Origin of the sequence: Rosettibacter firmus (assembly GCF_036860695.1) — a bacterium.
Lineage (GTDB): Bacteria > Bacteroidota > Ignavibacteria > Ignavibacteriales > Melioribacteraceae > Rosettibacter > Rosettibacter firmus.
On sequence record NZ_JAYKGJ010000001.1, the window covers coordinates 996488 to 1013329 of the forward strand.

Consider the following 16842-nt stretch of genomic DNA (forward strand, 5'->3'; position numbering starts at 1 on the left):
TTTTACTTTCTATTGTTTTTCGGGAAACCATACTTTCATCTTACCAATTCCTCTATTCGACCATAAGTAATATGGAATCAAGATAAAATCTTTCTCATTAATTTTTCCAGATAGTGAAATAAATTTTTCTGATGAAATATTTTTTAATTCAGGTTTAAGGTTCAATTCTTCTGGAATAATTATTTCAGAAATATTTTCATTATCAATTTCTTCTGCACAATAAACAAAAGGACCATACTCAAAAGCAATTTTATTTTTATCTTCTTCAACTTTCTCATTCGCAATAACTTTGCGTATTTCCATAGGTAAAATTAATTCGACTTTATCACCATCTAACCACTTTTTAGAAATCACTGCATATCCTTTTTCAAAATTTAGATTTTGTGTTCTGTTATTGATCATTAATACAATTTTATCTTCAATTTTATTTACGTAAGAATATAAATCACCAGGAACTGCCTGGTTTTTAGCCCAGTATGGAATTCGTATCTTCAAAGTAAAATTAGTTTCCTTTTCTGTTTTGATATTAATTGTGATTTTTCCATCCCACGGATAATCAGTAACTTGATTTAATTGTATTTGATTTCCATTAATTGTCATTTGAGTATTGCTTGCAATAAATAAATTCACATAAACAGTGTCTTTATTTGTAGCATATATTAAAGAAGGAATTGAAGGAATAAATCTAATTAAATTAGTTGGACAACATGAACAATCGAACCATGGTTGTCTTGTACATGCACCCATATTGAATTGAAACTTACCATCACTTTCTAAAGGATTTGGATAGAAAAAATTTTTGCCATCCAGTGAAATACCAGAAATCAAACCATTATAAAGAGTCCGTTCAATTATATCAAAATATTTTGAATTGCCAGTAAGAAGAAACAGGCGATGATTCCAGTAAACACTTGCAATTGCAGCACATGTTTCGTTATATGCTGTCAGGTTTGGAAGTTCGTAGTTACTACCAAAAGCTTCTCCTTCATGTTTAGAACCCAATCCACCAGTGATATACATTTTTTTTGTTGTAATATTTTCCCAGATTTTATTTACTGCATTAAGATAATTTGTATCTTTAAATATCACTGCAATATCTGTCATACCTGCATACATATAAAGTGCTCTTACAGCATGACCCACTGCTTCAGTTTGTTTTATAACTGGAAGATGATCCTGACTGTATTCACCATATAATTTATGAGTAGTTGAATCACCTCTTATATCAAGAAAATATTTTGCAAGTTGTAGATATTTATTGTTACCAGTAATCTGATAAAGTTTAATTAACCCTGTTTCAACTATCTGATGCCCGGGCGGAGCATGTAACTTTTCTGGACCAAAATTCTCAACAAGTAAATCAGCATTTTTAATTGCAATATCCAGAAAATTTCTTTTGCCTGTTGCATAATAATGAGCTGCAGCAGCTTCAAATAGATGACCACTATTATAAAGTTCATGACTGCTTATTTCATTTTCCCATCTATTCTTAGAAGGCTTAACCCACCAGGCTGGTGGTTTTTCTCTGTCTATTGTAAACCATGTTGTAATATAACCATCAGGTTCCTGACCAATTTTAATGATTGAAATTATTGAATCAAGATACTTATCTAAATCTGATGAATAATTACTTATTAATGAATAAGACGCTCCTTCAATTATCTTGTAAAGATCCGTATCATCGAAAGGCATTTTACCTTTGTATGTTCCTTTTTTCTTTCCACCTGCAACCAGAAAATTATCCATTCTCCCTTCTTTTTCGCATTTATCAAATGCGTGTGGGATTGTTACATTCTGAATTTTATTAATCTTTGGTAACCAGAAATTATCGTTGAGTTTTACATTTCTTATACTTACAGAAGAAATTGGATAACTTGAGTAGTTTGAAATTTCTTGTGTGTGGATTGTAATGTAAAACAACAATGAAAAAAATATAATTCTTTTCATTTATAACACCTTTTAATTTTGATAAATAATTTATTGAAAAAAAGTATTAGGTACTTCACATTAATTTAATTATCTAATATAAATTTTATGACTTCAAAAAGTTCATCATAAACTATTTTTCTTGAACTATGATTTCTACTTTTAAATTTCTCATAAAGATCAATAACAAAGTAGAAGATATTATTGTAATGAAAGTGAATATTATTGCTATTGATATATCATTTTCAAATCCACTCAAGTAGAGCACGATCATCATTCCAATAATTGCTAATTCCATAAATAAACTAAAGCTTAAAAGAATGGGAGTTAATATAAAAGCGATAGGCTTTCTTTTCATCAATAAAATTGCAGTAATAATAAAGGCTGGAAGTATTATAGATAGATCCAGTACATGGACAGGATTGGTAAGAATACCATTTTCAATTACACTTTTCGGAAGTTCATTTTTAATTAATGCAGTAATTATCTCAGATAACCACAACATATAAAACAACAATGAGAGAAATATTAAAAATATGCTGGTAAGTTTTATTAATTTATTATTTATTGAATAATTACTGCTAATATTCGATAGTGATATTAAATTGAAAACAAATAAATAAAATGAGAGACCAAATATTGCACAATAGACAAGGAACAAAAAATTAAAATGCATCGAAAAGCAATAAATTGCGTATGAGTATAACAAATACAATAAAATGCCACTCCAAATAGTAAGTGCATTATCATTTTTTCTATAGGAAAGAATTAATGTGACTATCATTGCAGGTATAACGATTATTAAGTTGACAATGTCCTGTCCAATACCCTGATATGCAAAATATTTTACTTCTCTAATGTAAGTTTCTTTAATAAAAACACCCGATGAACTTGCAACCAGAACAAGAATAATTAAAAGGAGTGATAACAAAAATGAAATTTGCCCTCCTCTTGAAAATCCCTCTTTGTTCATTATAACCTCAATTTAATAATTATAATGAACAAATAAAGAAAAGTGTGGATGTAAAACAAGCATCCACACTAAAATTTTATCCCATCACAACTTCGACATTATGAATCTTACCATCATTTAATGGTGGGATTTTATTACCAGAAATTGGTTTACCATCAAGTAATATTGATTTTACTCCTTTACTTATTTTTTCTTGATTAATAATCGTGATAACGTAAGTACAATTTCTAAATTTTCTTGTTACTGTAAACTTTTCCCAGTTATCTGGGATACATGGATCAACAATTAAACCATCAAAATCCGGGCGAATTCCCAGAATATATTGCGATATTGCTACAAAAGACCATGCTGCAGTTCCAGTAAGCCATGAATTTTTTCCTTCTCCTGCCGTAGGAGCATCTCTACCAGCTGTCATTTGACTATAGACATAAGGTTCAGAACGATATATATCAATTTGTTCTTCTTTAGTTGGTGGACAAATACTTTTATAATATTCAAATGCCTGATTACCTCTACCAATAATTGTTTCGGCTATTTGAATCCATGTATTATTGTGTGTAAATATTCCAGCATTTTCTTTATAGCCTGGTGGATAAGAACTAATTTCACCAAGATGAACATAATATTTTGAATATGCAGGTTGCTGAAGTATTATTCCATTTGGTGTTGCAAGATATTTTTTTACACTATCGAGAGCTTTTACTGCATATCCATTATCAAGACCAACTTTTCCCAGTACACACCAGCCCTGGCTTTCGATAAAAATTTTTCCTTCTTCATTTTCTGATGATCCAATTTTTCTACCGAATGCATCATATGCTCTTAAAAACCATTCACCATCCCAGCCGTACTCATAAATTGTTCTTCGCATATTTTCTGCATGATTCAAATATTCTTTTGATTCATTTTCTTTTCCAATAAATTTCAATATACCAGCCATTTCTTCACATGCTTTACAAAATAATCCGGCAATCATCACAGATTCGGCAACTTTATCATTTTCAATATGTCCCGCTGTTTGAAAACTTTCACCAGGAGTTGTAGAAAAACAATTAAGATTAAGACAATCATTCCAATCTGCATGACCAATTAAAGGCAGACCATGTGGACCTCTATTTTTTAAGGTATAATTAAGTGATAAATGTAAATGATCTAACAAAGTCGAATCGGAATCTGGATTATCTGCATAGCCACACTTTTCATTTAAAATGCTAATATCTCCTGTTTCTTTTATATAAGCTGAAGTTGATAAAATTAACCAGAGAGGATCATCATTAAATCCACCACCAATTTCAGTATTCCCTTTTTTAGTTAAAGGTTGATATTGATGATAGCAGGTTCCATCGGAAAGTTGAGTAGAAGCCAGATCAAGAATTCTCTGCCGTGCTCTTGATGGAATCATATGCACAAATCCAAGTATATCCTGATTGCTATCACGATAACCCATTCCTCTACCAATACCTGATTCATATAAAGAAGCAGAACGTGACATATTAAAAGTTACCATACATTGATATTGATTCCAGATATTAACCATACGATTGACAATAGTATCTGGTGTTTCAGTTTTATAGATTGATAATAAATTACTCCAGTAATTTTTTAATTCATCAAAAGCGGCAAGGATATTGGAAGTATCAAGAAGCTTTGATTTTACTTTTTCAAATTCATCTTTTCTTATTTTACCATTATCAAGATACTTTTTGTCATCAGGATTTTCTGCATAACCTAAAATAAAGTTCACAAATTTTGTTTCTCCAGCTTTTAATTCCAGATCTATTTGATGAACTCCAATTGGAAGCCAGCCATAAGCAGTACTATTTTTACAATTTCCATCAAGAATAGCCTTTGGTGCATCCAATCCATAATGAACACCAACAAATGCATCTCTGCTACTATCATATCCACTAACTTTTTCACTACAGGCAAAATATCCGTAATGATTTCTTCGTTCACGATATTCAGTGATATGAAAGATAGTACCTTCTTCTATTTCAACCTGTCCAGTTGAATAATTTCTCTGGAAATTTGTCATATCATCATAAGCTTCCCACAAACACCATTCAATGAAACTCCACATTCTAACTTTTTTATTTTCATTAGAATTATTTTTTAATGTTACATGCCATACTTCATTTCGATATCCTAAAGGAATAAAATATAATACCGAAACTTCAAGACCATTTTTCTCGCCTGTTATTTTAGTATATGTAAGACCATGTCGACATTCATATTTATCCAGATTAACTCGCATTGGTTTCCACATTGGATTCCAGATTGTATCGCCATCTTTGATATAAAGATAACGACCATTGCTATCCATTGGAATATTATTGTAGCGATAACGAGTTAAACGTAACTTACGTGCATCTCTATAAAAACAATAACCTCCAGCAGTATTTGATATTATTCCAAAAAAATCTTCTGTACCCAAATAATTAATCCATGGTAGTGGTGTATCTGGTTTTGTTATTACATATTCTTTTTGTGCATCATCAAAATACCCGTATTTCATTTTAACCTCTTTATTTAGTCTTTGAGTGATTCAAAAATAGTTTTATTAAATGATTTAATTTTTCCTCTAATAAATTTTCCTGAATCTGTAAGTTCATCATCCTGCCAGTTACCATCTGGTTTGTTATCAACCTTAAGAGCAGCAGATGTTTCTTTTTTATCTGCAATAGACCAATTGCACCAGCTAATATGATTATCTTCCATAAATTTAATCCACTTATCAGTTTCTTCGTAATCAAGATAACCACTCCCTGTGTATTCACAAGTTCCAAATTCACTTACAAAAATTGCTATCCCTTTTTCTAATGCTTTAATTGCTTTATCTCTTAATGCTTGCTTATGACTTGCAGCATAAAAGTGAAGAGCATAAACGATGTTATCAAATTTTAATGGATCATCTGCTGCTATATCAACATCTTGAGACCATGTGGATGTTCCTACAATAATTAAATTATCTGGATCAATTTCACGAATGCTTTTAATTACAGCTTCTGCATAAGGTTTAATATCATTTTCCCAGGAAATCTGCATTGGTTCATTATAAATTTCATAAATAAGATTTGGTTTATCGCCATAAAGTTTAGCTATTCTTTTAAAAAAATCTATTGCAAGTTCAGGATGTTTATGAGCATTATGATCATGCCAATCGACAATAACATAAATTCCTAAATCAATACAAGCTTCGATAACTGTTTTTATTTTATTAAACTCTTCATCAGGATTTTTTATATAACCATATTTTCCATCAGCTTCTTCAATTCCCATAGAAGCACGAACTACTGTACAGTTCCAATCATCTCGCAGCCATTTAATGCAATCATAATTATAATATTTCCCCATTAATTGACTCCAGAAGAGACTCATCCCTCTTAAAACAACTGGATTTCCATTTTTGTCTAAAATTTTTGTTCCTTTTACTTGCAAATTACCAAACTTCTCAACTACGCTTTTAGAACTATCCATTTGTATGCAAAAGGTTTTTGATAATAAAATGAATATTGAAAAAAACAAAAATAAAAACGTACTCTTAGGTTTTAGTAATTTACTCATTTCTACCCCTATAATTAATTTTCAAATTACTCACTTTGTTTATGAGATGAAGAATTTATATTAATGCAAAGTAATTATTACTATATTTGTTTATATGGCAATTTACTTTTCTTCAACCAAAGCTGGTTTTTCAATTGAAGATAAATCTAATTCTGAAGGTTGACCACCATAATTTTCTTCAAGTTTATCCCACCAGTTAAATTTCAGTATCAATGAAGTTATAATTAAAACAGAAACGCTAATTATTAATGACTTATATTCTCTTAAAACCAGAAATACAGGTGAAGACATTAAAGTAATTTGCCAGGCCATTCCTATTACAATATTAAACATGTCTCTTTTAAAATTTTTATTTGCTTTAAATTCTGGATCTAACTTGATAACTTTTTCATGAATTGGTTTCCAGAAGCCCCATGGGCGAACATTATGATAAAATTTCATCAATACATTTTCGTTTACTGGTTTAGTAAGAAAAGTACCTAATAAACATCCAATAATAGAATTAATAAATATAATAGGAAAAGAGTTCATACTGGGATTGGCAAGTAATGGCCAATTATTTATAAAAGTTATTATCCCAATTTTTTCAAGCATGAGTAAAATTAAAGAAGTTGACATACCGGCAACCATTCCCCAGAAATAACCATAACCATTAAAACGCCACCAATACCATTTCAAAACATTTGCTGCAGTATAACCACCCCAGAGAGAAGAGACAATCCATAATGCTATTTGATTAATTGATTCAACAAAAAAGCCAATACTAATACCAACAATTACGACACCAAGGGAAGCCAGATAACTCATTCTAACATATTTTTTAGGATGTGCATCGGGATTTATATAACGTTTATAAATATCATTAACAATATAAGCAGGAGCTGCATTAACGGTAGCTGCAAAATTACTCATAAATGCTGCAATAAAACCTGCCATTAAAAGTCCAAGTAAACCTGCCGGGACATAATGAGCCAGCACTTCTGGTAAAATTGCTTCAAAATCCGGACTGGTTATAGAACTTTTATATAAGTTATCAAAATTTGTAAGAGCCAATACAGTTAATCCAGCAGCCATAAAATATCTTGTTGGATTAAGAACAACATTAACAAGAGAATTCATCTTAGCAGCTTCTTTAGGATTTCTTGTAGATAGAATTCTTTGCATATCATAATTAGGAGCAGGACCAGCAGCTGCTACAAATATTCCTTTAAATATCATCATACCAAAAAATAATCCAAACATTGAATAGCCATCATTAAGAATCCAGTTATTAAATGCTTTTACTTTAGTAGCAGCTTCTGAAGTAACTGTAGACCAATCCAGATTCAAACTCCAGCCAAATGATAAACTTTTCCATCCTTCAGGTACAACATTGTTAATCATTTCAGGTGAAATATTATACATTGCAATTATTCCCAGTGCAATTGCAGAAACCGATAAAATACAATATTGCAAAACTTCTGTAGCAACAACACTCATCATACCACCTTTTACTACATAAAGAGTTGTTATGCCCATTAAAATTAATGCATACAGATTAGCATTAATTTGAGGATATTGCATCAAAACTTCAGGATCGGTTACTAATGGTGGTAAGAATGCCGCAGCAAATTTACCTATTCCTTTAAATCCATATGATAGAAAACCAATTACACTTATTAATGCAAATATAACTACAATAAAGTGAGAAAGTGTTGCACCTTTATCTGTTCCAAATCTTGTTTTAATCCATTCAGCTCCTGTCATAACATTTGATCTTCTAAGCCATGGTGATAAATAAACCATCAAAAATATTTGATTAAAAACTGGCCATATCCATGGAATCCACATACTTTTCATTCCATATACTGTAAGCCAGTAAACAATGAGCATTGTTCCAGCAATATCGAACATGCCAGATGCATCTGAAACTCCAAGCATCCACCATGGAAGACGATTTCCACCAAGGAAATAATTATGAATATCCTTAGAAGCCCTTTTTGAAATTACAAATCCTATAATTATTGTTGTTGTTAGGTATAACAAAATTATAATGATATCGATTATATGAAGGTACATTTTAAACTCCTAAAAGTGATAAAATTTTGCCTTCACTTTTTGTGAAGGCAAATAAAGTAGCATCGAAGATTTTTATTAGAATCTTCTTTTTAAGCATTAATTGTATCAACAGCACACAAATGATAAAAATAAACTTCACTCAAAAGATTTTGTGCATTATATTTTACTAAATCTATTCTCTTACTTCATTTACCAGATCATAAATCTCATTACAAAGAGTTTTATATACAATCAATATCAATTAATTTCTATCTTAGGTATTTCATAATTATTTTTAACTAATGTTCTTAATCTTGACAAGTAAAAGTAGTATTTAGATCTTGGAGCAATATTTTGAAGTATATAAAAGTAATTATCTCCTTCTATTACTTGTTTTTTATAATAATAAGCTCGACACAAATTAAAGACCACCTGTGGATCCTGTAAATTTGCTTTCTTTAAGTAAAAAATTGCTTGAGAGAAATTATTTCTTAATAATTCAATCTGTCCCAACCATTTATAAGCAAAAGAAGTACTTCTATATGTAAGTGAATTTTTAAGAATATTAAATGCTTCATCATATTTTTTCATTTTAATTAATACAGTAGCAGCATTAATCTGGAATTCAACTTCCTGAGGTATAGAATTAATCAAAGCATTATATTCAAGTAATGCTTTATCAAATTGATTTTTTTCTTCGTAATACTTGCCCAAGTCCATATGAGCAGTTTCAATACTATATTCGGGATCCTTCAATATTTTTATAGACAATTCTTCTAAAATATTCGAAGGCACAAAATCTGTAAAAAAACTATTTGGTTTGTTTTTTGGTACAAAAGGCCAGCTACTTTTAAGTCGCTTAACAGATAGATCGGCATAGACACTGTCCAACTCTGTTATGCCAACATTTTTTTCTTCGTCCAGATTTATATCGTTCCATAAAGTGTCAATTATTTTATAAGCTTTCAAAGTGTTGTAAAAAGCTTTTGCAATTAAGAAATAACCATCTTTATTTGGATGAAGATGTTCGAGCATTAAATTATTTCCAATTAATTCATGTGGAGATTCTTTTTCGAAATAATCAACCAAAGGAACGATAGGAACGTTATACTTATTTGCCAATGAATGAAGAATAGAATTAAATTCTTCTGGTGCTCTAAATCTTAATGCATCCAGATCTTTTGATTTTATATAAAATTCTTTCGCTTTAATATAATCACCAATACTTTCATAATACTTTGCCTTTTGATAAAAACTATCTGCGTTACCATACCTATCATTTATTGAAATAAATGGCTTTTGATCTCTTAAATTACTTACAAGTTCACTCAAGATAATCTTAACATTTCTTGCTTTAGCAATTTTAATAATACGTTCAATATTTTCTTTAAATTGAATTTTCCCTTCTTCATACATTGAGCTTTTATATGGAATAATTTGTTCGGCAACAACTTCTTCCATTAAAGTAGCAGATTGATTTTGAATATTATTCTTATTCAGAATTGCATCGAATTTAATTTTAAGCCATGCGATAATATCTTTAATAAATAAAAATGTTCTAAACTTTTCCATTTCAAGATAAGTTCTTACAAGCCATCTTAAATTACCTATAGATTGAGTTGAACCAACTCCAAGTGCACCATAATATTCATTGTGACCAGTATAAATTAGAAGAGCATCAGGTTGATACTCAACAATTTCATCTACCAGATCCAACAATGCATATGAATTAATAGCAGCCATAGATATGTTAATTACTTCTATTTCTTTATCAGGAAATGTTTTTTTTAATATCCTTCTCAAGTACATCGGGAAAGAAGCATTATTACCATAAGGGAATCCAGCAGTTGAAGATTCACCGATTACAAAAATTCTAAATCCATTTGAAGGTTTTATCTTAAGCATTAATTGTTTTGGTGGAGTAGGAACAATTGACTGATATGTAAAATATCGTCTTGCAACATTTGGATTACATCTTAAATAATTTTCGTAACCTTCAGGACCTTCAATAAACAAATCAAGATTACCACCATAGTTAATCAATTGTAAAAAAATTTCTAGCACAATTAAAAAAATAATTGGTATCGAAAGAGTTATTAACCAAAATACTTTACGTTTTAGTGGAGATAAGTTATTTTCATTATAAACATTTTGGTTAGATCTTTTCATCGCATGGTAAATTAACAAAAGAGATACAGTTTATATTAAATTATAAAATTAATTTTTCATAAAAGAGCGTCTACTAAATTTAGTAGACGCTTATAAATAATTATTATTTTATCAGCATCATTTTGCGTGTTAAGTTAACATTATTTGTTATAAGTTTATAGAAGTATACGCCGCTTGACATATTATTAGCATTGAAATCAACGGTGTAAACTCCTGCTTTTTGATACTGATTTATCAAAGTTTTAATTTCATTTCCAAGAATATCATATACAGCAAGTTTTACATAACCATCATTTGGCAATGCATATGTAATTTTAGTTGTAGGGTTAAAAGGATTTGGATAATTTTGTTCTAATCTATAATTCTGAACCAAAACAGGTTCATATCTTACACTAGTCTTTTTACCAGTTAGAATTGCTGTACCAAATAAAGATGCATTTTGCCATGTGTTACCATCTGTTGTCCACCAGTGTCTAACATCATTTCTACTACCTTTATCTCTATCGGCATTTGAAATTTCAAATCCAATTTCTTGATCATCTTTTAAAGGCATATATGGTTCTACCTGAGCTTTTGGAATTGCAACTTCAAGATTATAACCATCATCTGTTTTCTTAAATACATAAGTCCCAGGTCCACTACTAATTCGCTGGCTTTCTTCTAATTTATCATCACCATATACCCATCTCCACTGGACATCATTTACTCCATCGTATGTAGTCCCTTTTGAATTATCGCCATCTAGGAATAATTCAACACAATCATTCATCCATGGTTCTCCCCTATTTGAGGCATCTAATTCTTCATCAGTAACTTTAACAAACAAATAAAAGTTATTGTCATCCCACAAGCACCAGAATGAAGACAAATGGTCATTCCATGATGTATATATTGTATCACTTAGTGGTGCACCTTCTAATCTTGTTAAACTGTATTCAAGCGAATTATTCCATGTATCATCAAAATCACCATCAATAATTGGGGCCGACTCAGTGTAATTAATTTTCAATACTTCATCAACTTCATTGGGGTCAAGAACTGCAGTACCAAATAAAGATGCATTTTGCCAGGTATTGCCATCTGTTGTCCACCAGTGAATTACATGATCTCTATTTCCCTGGTCTCTATCAGCATTCGAAATTTCAAATCCAATTTCTTGTTCATCTGTTAATGGCATATATGGTTCTACCTGAGCTTTTGGAATTGCAACTTCAAGATTATAACCCTCCTCGGTTTGTTTGAAAACAAAATCTCCAGGACCACTGCTAATTCGTTGACTTTGTTCTAATTTATCATCACCATATACCCATCTCCACTGGACATCATTTACTCCATCGTATGTACTTCCTTTTGAATTATCGCCATCGAGGAATAATTCGACACAATCATTCATCCATGGCTCTCCCCTGTTTGATGCATCTAATTCATCATCAATTACCTGCACAAACAGGTAAAAGTTATTATCATCCCACAATACACGGAAAAACGAGGAATGATCATCATATACTTTATCTGTATCTGAACTGCCACTTTCAAATTTTTGTAATGGAATTGCTGTTGTAAGAAGCCAGATATTATCTAACTCACCATCTATAACTGGTGGAACTGCTGTTTTTGGAATTATTAGAACATCATTCACAATTGATTTTAAATTAATAACCCTTTTAGGTCCAGCATTTAGAGTAAAAGCTACTGCCAGTAACAAAAACGTGGTTAACAACACAGTGAATTTTTTCATATTACCTCCTGATTTTAGTTAGTTATTATAAATTATCTCTTCCGTAATACGGTGCACTTGTATTCACCATACCCATTCTGTAAACACGAACAGAATCTCTGGTTAAAGTAATTCCTCTATTTAAGTAGAGATAAAATGAGTTGCCCCAGACAATTTGATCTATAAATTTGGGAAGTATATTTGCCTTGTAATAAGGTGATAAAGTTCCATCACTTTCTAAAACAAACAACGAATAATTAGGATGATTTTTAAGAACTACCAGCATCATCCCATCTTTATCAAAAGTTATCGAACTAATTGTAGCTCTACTAAAATCTGCCCCTTGATTTTTTACATTTAATACTGGTTCTTGATCTCCAAGTGTGCCATTATTGTCGAGTATTCTATGTTTCCAGATATTTTCTGCACTTGTTACATATAAATAATTATTAAAAACTCTTATATCTGTAATTATTACACTCTGATAAAGATTAGTTGTGATTATTGATTTATCTGGTTTAACAATAAATAAACCATCTTTTTTTGCTGTGTATAGATTATTATATTGATCAAAATCTAATCTATCACATTCTTTAGGAAGCGTAAGATATTTTTCTTCGGCACCAGTATTTGGATCCAATCTGTACAAAACATTTTTGCTCACCAATGCATATAAGAATCCACCCGGTCCAAATTTTAAATCACTAACTCTTGAAAAGTCGCTTGGCAGTTGACCCCCAACTCTAACAATTTCTTTCCCATCATATTTTAACAATGCTCTTCTTGTGGCTATATATAAATTTTCCTGTTTATCAACTTCTATTGCAAACAAATTATATGTATAATTATTAAAGTCGCCGTATTGTTCATAAGGAATGTTTATCTTATAGTTTTTAATTTTAGCCAGTTCAAGAGCTTTCTGAACTGAGATAACAACATCAAGAGGTTTGTTGTATTTTGAGAGTTCAAGTTGAGGTCTATAAATTACTATTTGATTTGGTGATAAACTTTTTATTTCTGTTATTTTACCTCCTACAAAAACGATTGTATTGTTATCTGGAGTAACTCCAAAATTTTCTCCATTAATTATAATTTCTCGTACACCTGCACGGGCAGAATCTTTTGGAATTATTGAACTTACTTTTGGAGATGGGGCTAATTGCAGACTTTCTGGATTAAAAATTAATGGTGGTTCCTCATACTTTGTACATTTTATCAAACCAGCAATTGTTATAACTACAATAAAAATAACAAACTTTCTTCCTTTCATGGTTTCACCTTTTTTTAAAATGAAATTCTTGCAGTTATTCTTTGAACATTATTAAAAATTCCATAAGGAGTGTATGAATAATCGATATTAAACCCTGAATAAGTAATTCCAACCCCAAATGTTATATTATCTTCGTAATTACCAATAATATAGCCTCCTCTTAAATAAATGATATTCATAAATTGATATTCCGTTCCTATCTTTAATTGTTCTGGTCTTGATCTTGGGTGTGTGTAATCAATAGAAACCAGTAATGTTTGATTGTTCAATCCTACATTAACAAAATCAAAGAGATTTGCAGAAATGCCTATTACAAAATTCAAGGGGAGTTGAAATCCTTCTTCTTCATATTTAACTTCTTTAGAAAAATTTCTTACAGACATTCCGAAGGTAATGCTCTTAAATCCAGTTTTATAAACTGTACCAAAGTCGAATGCTAATGCATTTGCTTTGTTTTCTTTTTCTACTGTACCGTCTTTTGTTGGAACTATACTTTCTCCTAATTTTTGATAAACATATCTAACCTGTCCACCCACACCAAATTTATCATTCAACATTTTTGCATAACCAATTCCAACAGCTAAGGCTGTAGGTTTCATTATTTTAGTATCTACATAACCTTTTTCATTATTAGCAACCATAGTACCTTCAACTTCGCCGTAATCAACTGATTGGATACTAAAACCAATAACTCCCATATCACCATTAAATGGAGATATAATCATGCTTGCAGTAATGTGTTTTATATCTGCAATCCACTGATTTATACTAAAATTTGCATTAAAGAATTTATCCATTTGTGCCATACTTGCAGGGTTATAAAATAGAGCACCTGAATAATTCTGGAATGATGTTACAGCTTCTCCAATTGCACTTGCTCTTGCATCATTTGAAACACTCAGGAAATTAAAACCTGTTTGAGCTAACTTCTGTTGTGCATTTATATTAGTAACAATTATGAATAAAAAAATTAACATTAAAGTTTTCACTTTATTATCTCCTACAATTTTTTTCATCTTATAACAATCAACTTTTTGTAAACGCTATCACCTTTCTTAAATATCAAATTGCCATTACTATCTTTATAATCTTCTGTAACTTCAATATGAATTATGTATAACCCGCTAACAATCACCTGTCGAGATGATGTTAATGAATGCCAGAGTTCATCTCCGCTGTAATTTTTATGATCAATTGTTTCGATCAGTTCTCCAGATTCAGTAAATATTCTAATTTTGCAAACGGGAGGTAATCCATAAAATGCAATTCTGTCTGGTGCATCGATGCCAAATTGCAAATCTCTTGCTCTAATATTGTAAGGATTAGGAACTATTCTAATGTTTGAAAGATTATTACCCGGTGAACGTGTAAGAAATGCTTCTCTGTTTGTCATTGTATAATATTTACTACTTACTAACGGAACACCAGGTTCAATGTCATTTGTTGAACCATCATCTTTAGATTGAATGTAATAGTAATAATTGAAACCTCGTTTAGCGGTTGTATCCAAAAAAGTAGTATTTGTATTATTCTTATCAGTCTCGAATATTAATGTAAAGACAGTATCAGTTCTTCCTTCGGCTCTATAAATTCTATAACCATTGAAATTTGGCCATGATCTTGCATTATCAGACCATTCCAATAATATACCTCCACCTGCAGATCTTACAATAAATCTTTCGGGTGGTGGTGGTGGTTGAGGAATATTAAAATTCCTATTAAAGTTATCCATAGCCCTTCTAAAAGCTTGGAAGAGTGAATCCTTACCGCTGAAAACCCATAAATTTTTATATAAATTTCTGTCATTCGTTGTAGAGCCATCAGGTAAAACATAAGGTGGGATTCTATTAAACCATTTATTTACAACCTCTCTATTTTTAGTTCTATCTATACCAGCTACAGCCTCGGCAACAACAATACGAATACTATCTCCTGGTTCTAAGTCATATGGACCAAAACCTTGAGTTGCAGAATAACCTCCAGCATCATCTCCCCAAGTATTAGCAAAAGCAGTAGGTAAACCAGTTACTGGATCTTTACCAATTTGTTCAGCATGACTCTGGCGTAGATGACCTCCCATCATAAATTCAGTGTATTTTCTTGTCATTAAATTTTCGTTATACTGGTCTACTGGTTGAACAGGGCTATCTGATCCAGTAAATATTGTAGTAATTGGTTGATTGGGGTCATCTGATTTATCTTTTGCAGATTTGTCAGCATGCAATACAACAACACCTGCAAAATTTGTCCCGGCCATTATAGCACCATCTGGTCTCGGTTCACCAATATCTTCTGCAAGCCCTCCTCCAGGTCCATTAGAATGAGGACCATAATAAGCCCATATTGCCCTGAATGGACCCGGATGATATGGTGTACCCATTACATCATTAATAGTATTTCTACCCCAACTTGCACCCTGTGGAAACCATCCTCTTGTGTATGCTTCGCCTGCAAATCCATATCTATATTCCCAGAAAAAAATTACACCTGTTAATTTTTTGGGTTTGCTTATTAATTTTGGTTTCCCCTCAGAGTTATCAATTATAAGTCCCGTATTCTTAAATGTATATTCATATATATAATAATTATCGTGATACTGTTGAGAAAATGCTAAAACTCGTCTTTTTATTGTTATACCTATATTTGTATGAACAACATTTTCAAGAACTCTATCGGCAGGTAAATTTGGATCAACTTCATCTACTTCATCATCATAATCTCTGTTCGATGCATTTATATCATCTACTATTACTTGTGGATGTTCAAATTTTCCAATTAATTTAAGTTTCTCCTGATATACATCGCTTCCTAAGTAAACTTCTCTTGGTCCAATACAAATTACTTTATATGGAAATGTTTTTCCTTTCAGCGTTCCTGTTTCTTCTACATAATTTGTTGTACCTATCCAGAGTGCCTTAGAAGCACTTACACCTTTATTGTTAATATATTCAGAAGGCCAGATTAAACCATCTAATTGATCAACATTTACAAACCCACTTCTACCTCTGCGCCCAAATTCAATTTCTGCTCCTGCGCTCGAAAACCAATTTCGTAATGACCCAACAGAAATCCATTTGACTTCTTGCTGTTGAGTACCATATACCTGTGCATTAGATGATTTATATGTCACAATTATCATTATAAGCAATAGCATTAAATAAATTTTCTTCATATTTATAGCTCCTT

At 31.0% G+C, this 16842-nt stretch carries 10 protein-coding genes; all 10 read right to left on the reverse strand.

The window, feature by feature from the left end:
• Positions 1-9 precede the first annotated feature (9 nt).
• Positions 10-1947 (reverse strand): glycoside hydrolase family 127 protein, encoded by a 1938-nt coding sequence (locus tag VJY38_RS04350; protein ID WP_353679444.1) that lies wholly within the window; start codon positions 1945-1947, stop codon positions 10-12.
• Positions 1948-2059: 112 nt separating this feature from the next.
• A complete protein-coding gene (locus tag VJY38_RS04355; RefSeq protein WP_353679445.1) occupies positions 2060-2899 on the reverse strand; it encodes a hypothetical protein in 840 nt (279 codons plus the stop codon).
• Between the two features lie 76 nt (positions 2900-2975).
• Complete coding sequence (locus VJY38_RS04360) at positions 2976-5414, reverse strand: glycoside hydrolase family 94 protein (RefSeq protein ID WP_353679446.1); 2439 nt, start codon at positions 5412-5414, stop codon at positions 2976-2978.
• Between the two features lie 14 nt (positions 5415-5428).
• A complete protein-coding gene (locus VJY38_RS04365) occupies positions 5429-6463 on the reverse strand; it encodes a glycoside hydrolase family 5 protein (protein WP_353679447.1) in 1035 nt (344 codons plus the stop codon).
• Positions 6464-6565: 102 nt separating this feature from the next.
• Positions 6566-8521: a sodium:solute symporter family protein gene (locus VJY38_RS04370; protein WP_353679448.1), complete on the reverse strand. Its 1956-nt coding sequence runs from the start codon at positions 8519-8521 to the stop codon at positions 6566-6568.
• Between the two features lie 237 nt (positions 8522-8758).
• Entirely contained in the window at positions 8759-10669 is a 1911-nt protein-coding gene (locus VJY38_RS04375) for an SGNH/GDSL hydrolase family protein (RefSeq protein WP_353679449.1), read from the reverse strand.
• 103 nt (positions 10670-10772) lie between these two features.
• Positions 10773-12407 (reverse strand): T9SS type A sorting domain-containing protein, encoded by a 1635-nt coding sequence (locus VJY38_RS04380; RefSeq protein WP_353679450.1) that lies wholly within the window; start codon positions 12405-12407, stop codon positions 10773-10775.
• Positions 12408-12432: 25 nt separating this feature from the next.
• The gene (locus VJY38_RS04385) at positions 12433-13656 is read right to left on the reverse strand and encodes an IPT/TIG domain-containing protein (RefSeq protein WP_353679451.1); all 1224 of its coding nucleotides are present in this window, start codon (positions 13654-13656) and stop codon (positions 12433-12435) included.
• A 14-nt stretch (positions 13657-13670) separates the two neighbouring features.
• Complete coding sequence (locus VJY38_RS04390) at positions 13671-14645, reverse strand: PorV/PorQ family protein (RefSeq protein WP_353679452.1); 975 nt, start codon at positions 14643-14645, stop codon at positions 13671-13673.
• Positions 14646-14668: 23 nt separating this feature from the next.
• A complete protein-coding gene (locus VJY38_RS04395; RefSeq protein WP_353679453.1) occupies positions 14669-16828 on the reverse strand; it encodes a hypothetical protein in 2160 nt (719 codons plus the stop codon).
• Between the last annotated feature and the right edge of the window lie 14 nt (positions 16829-16842).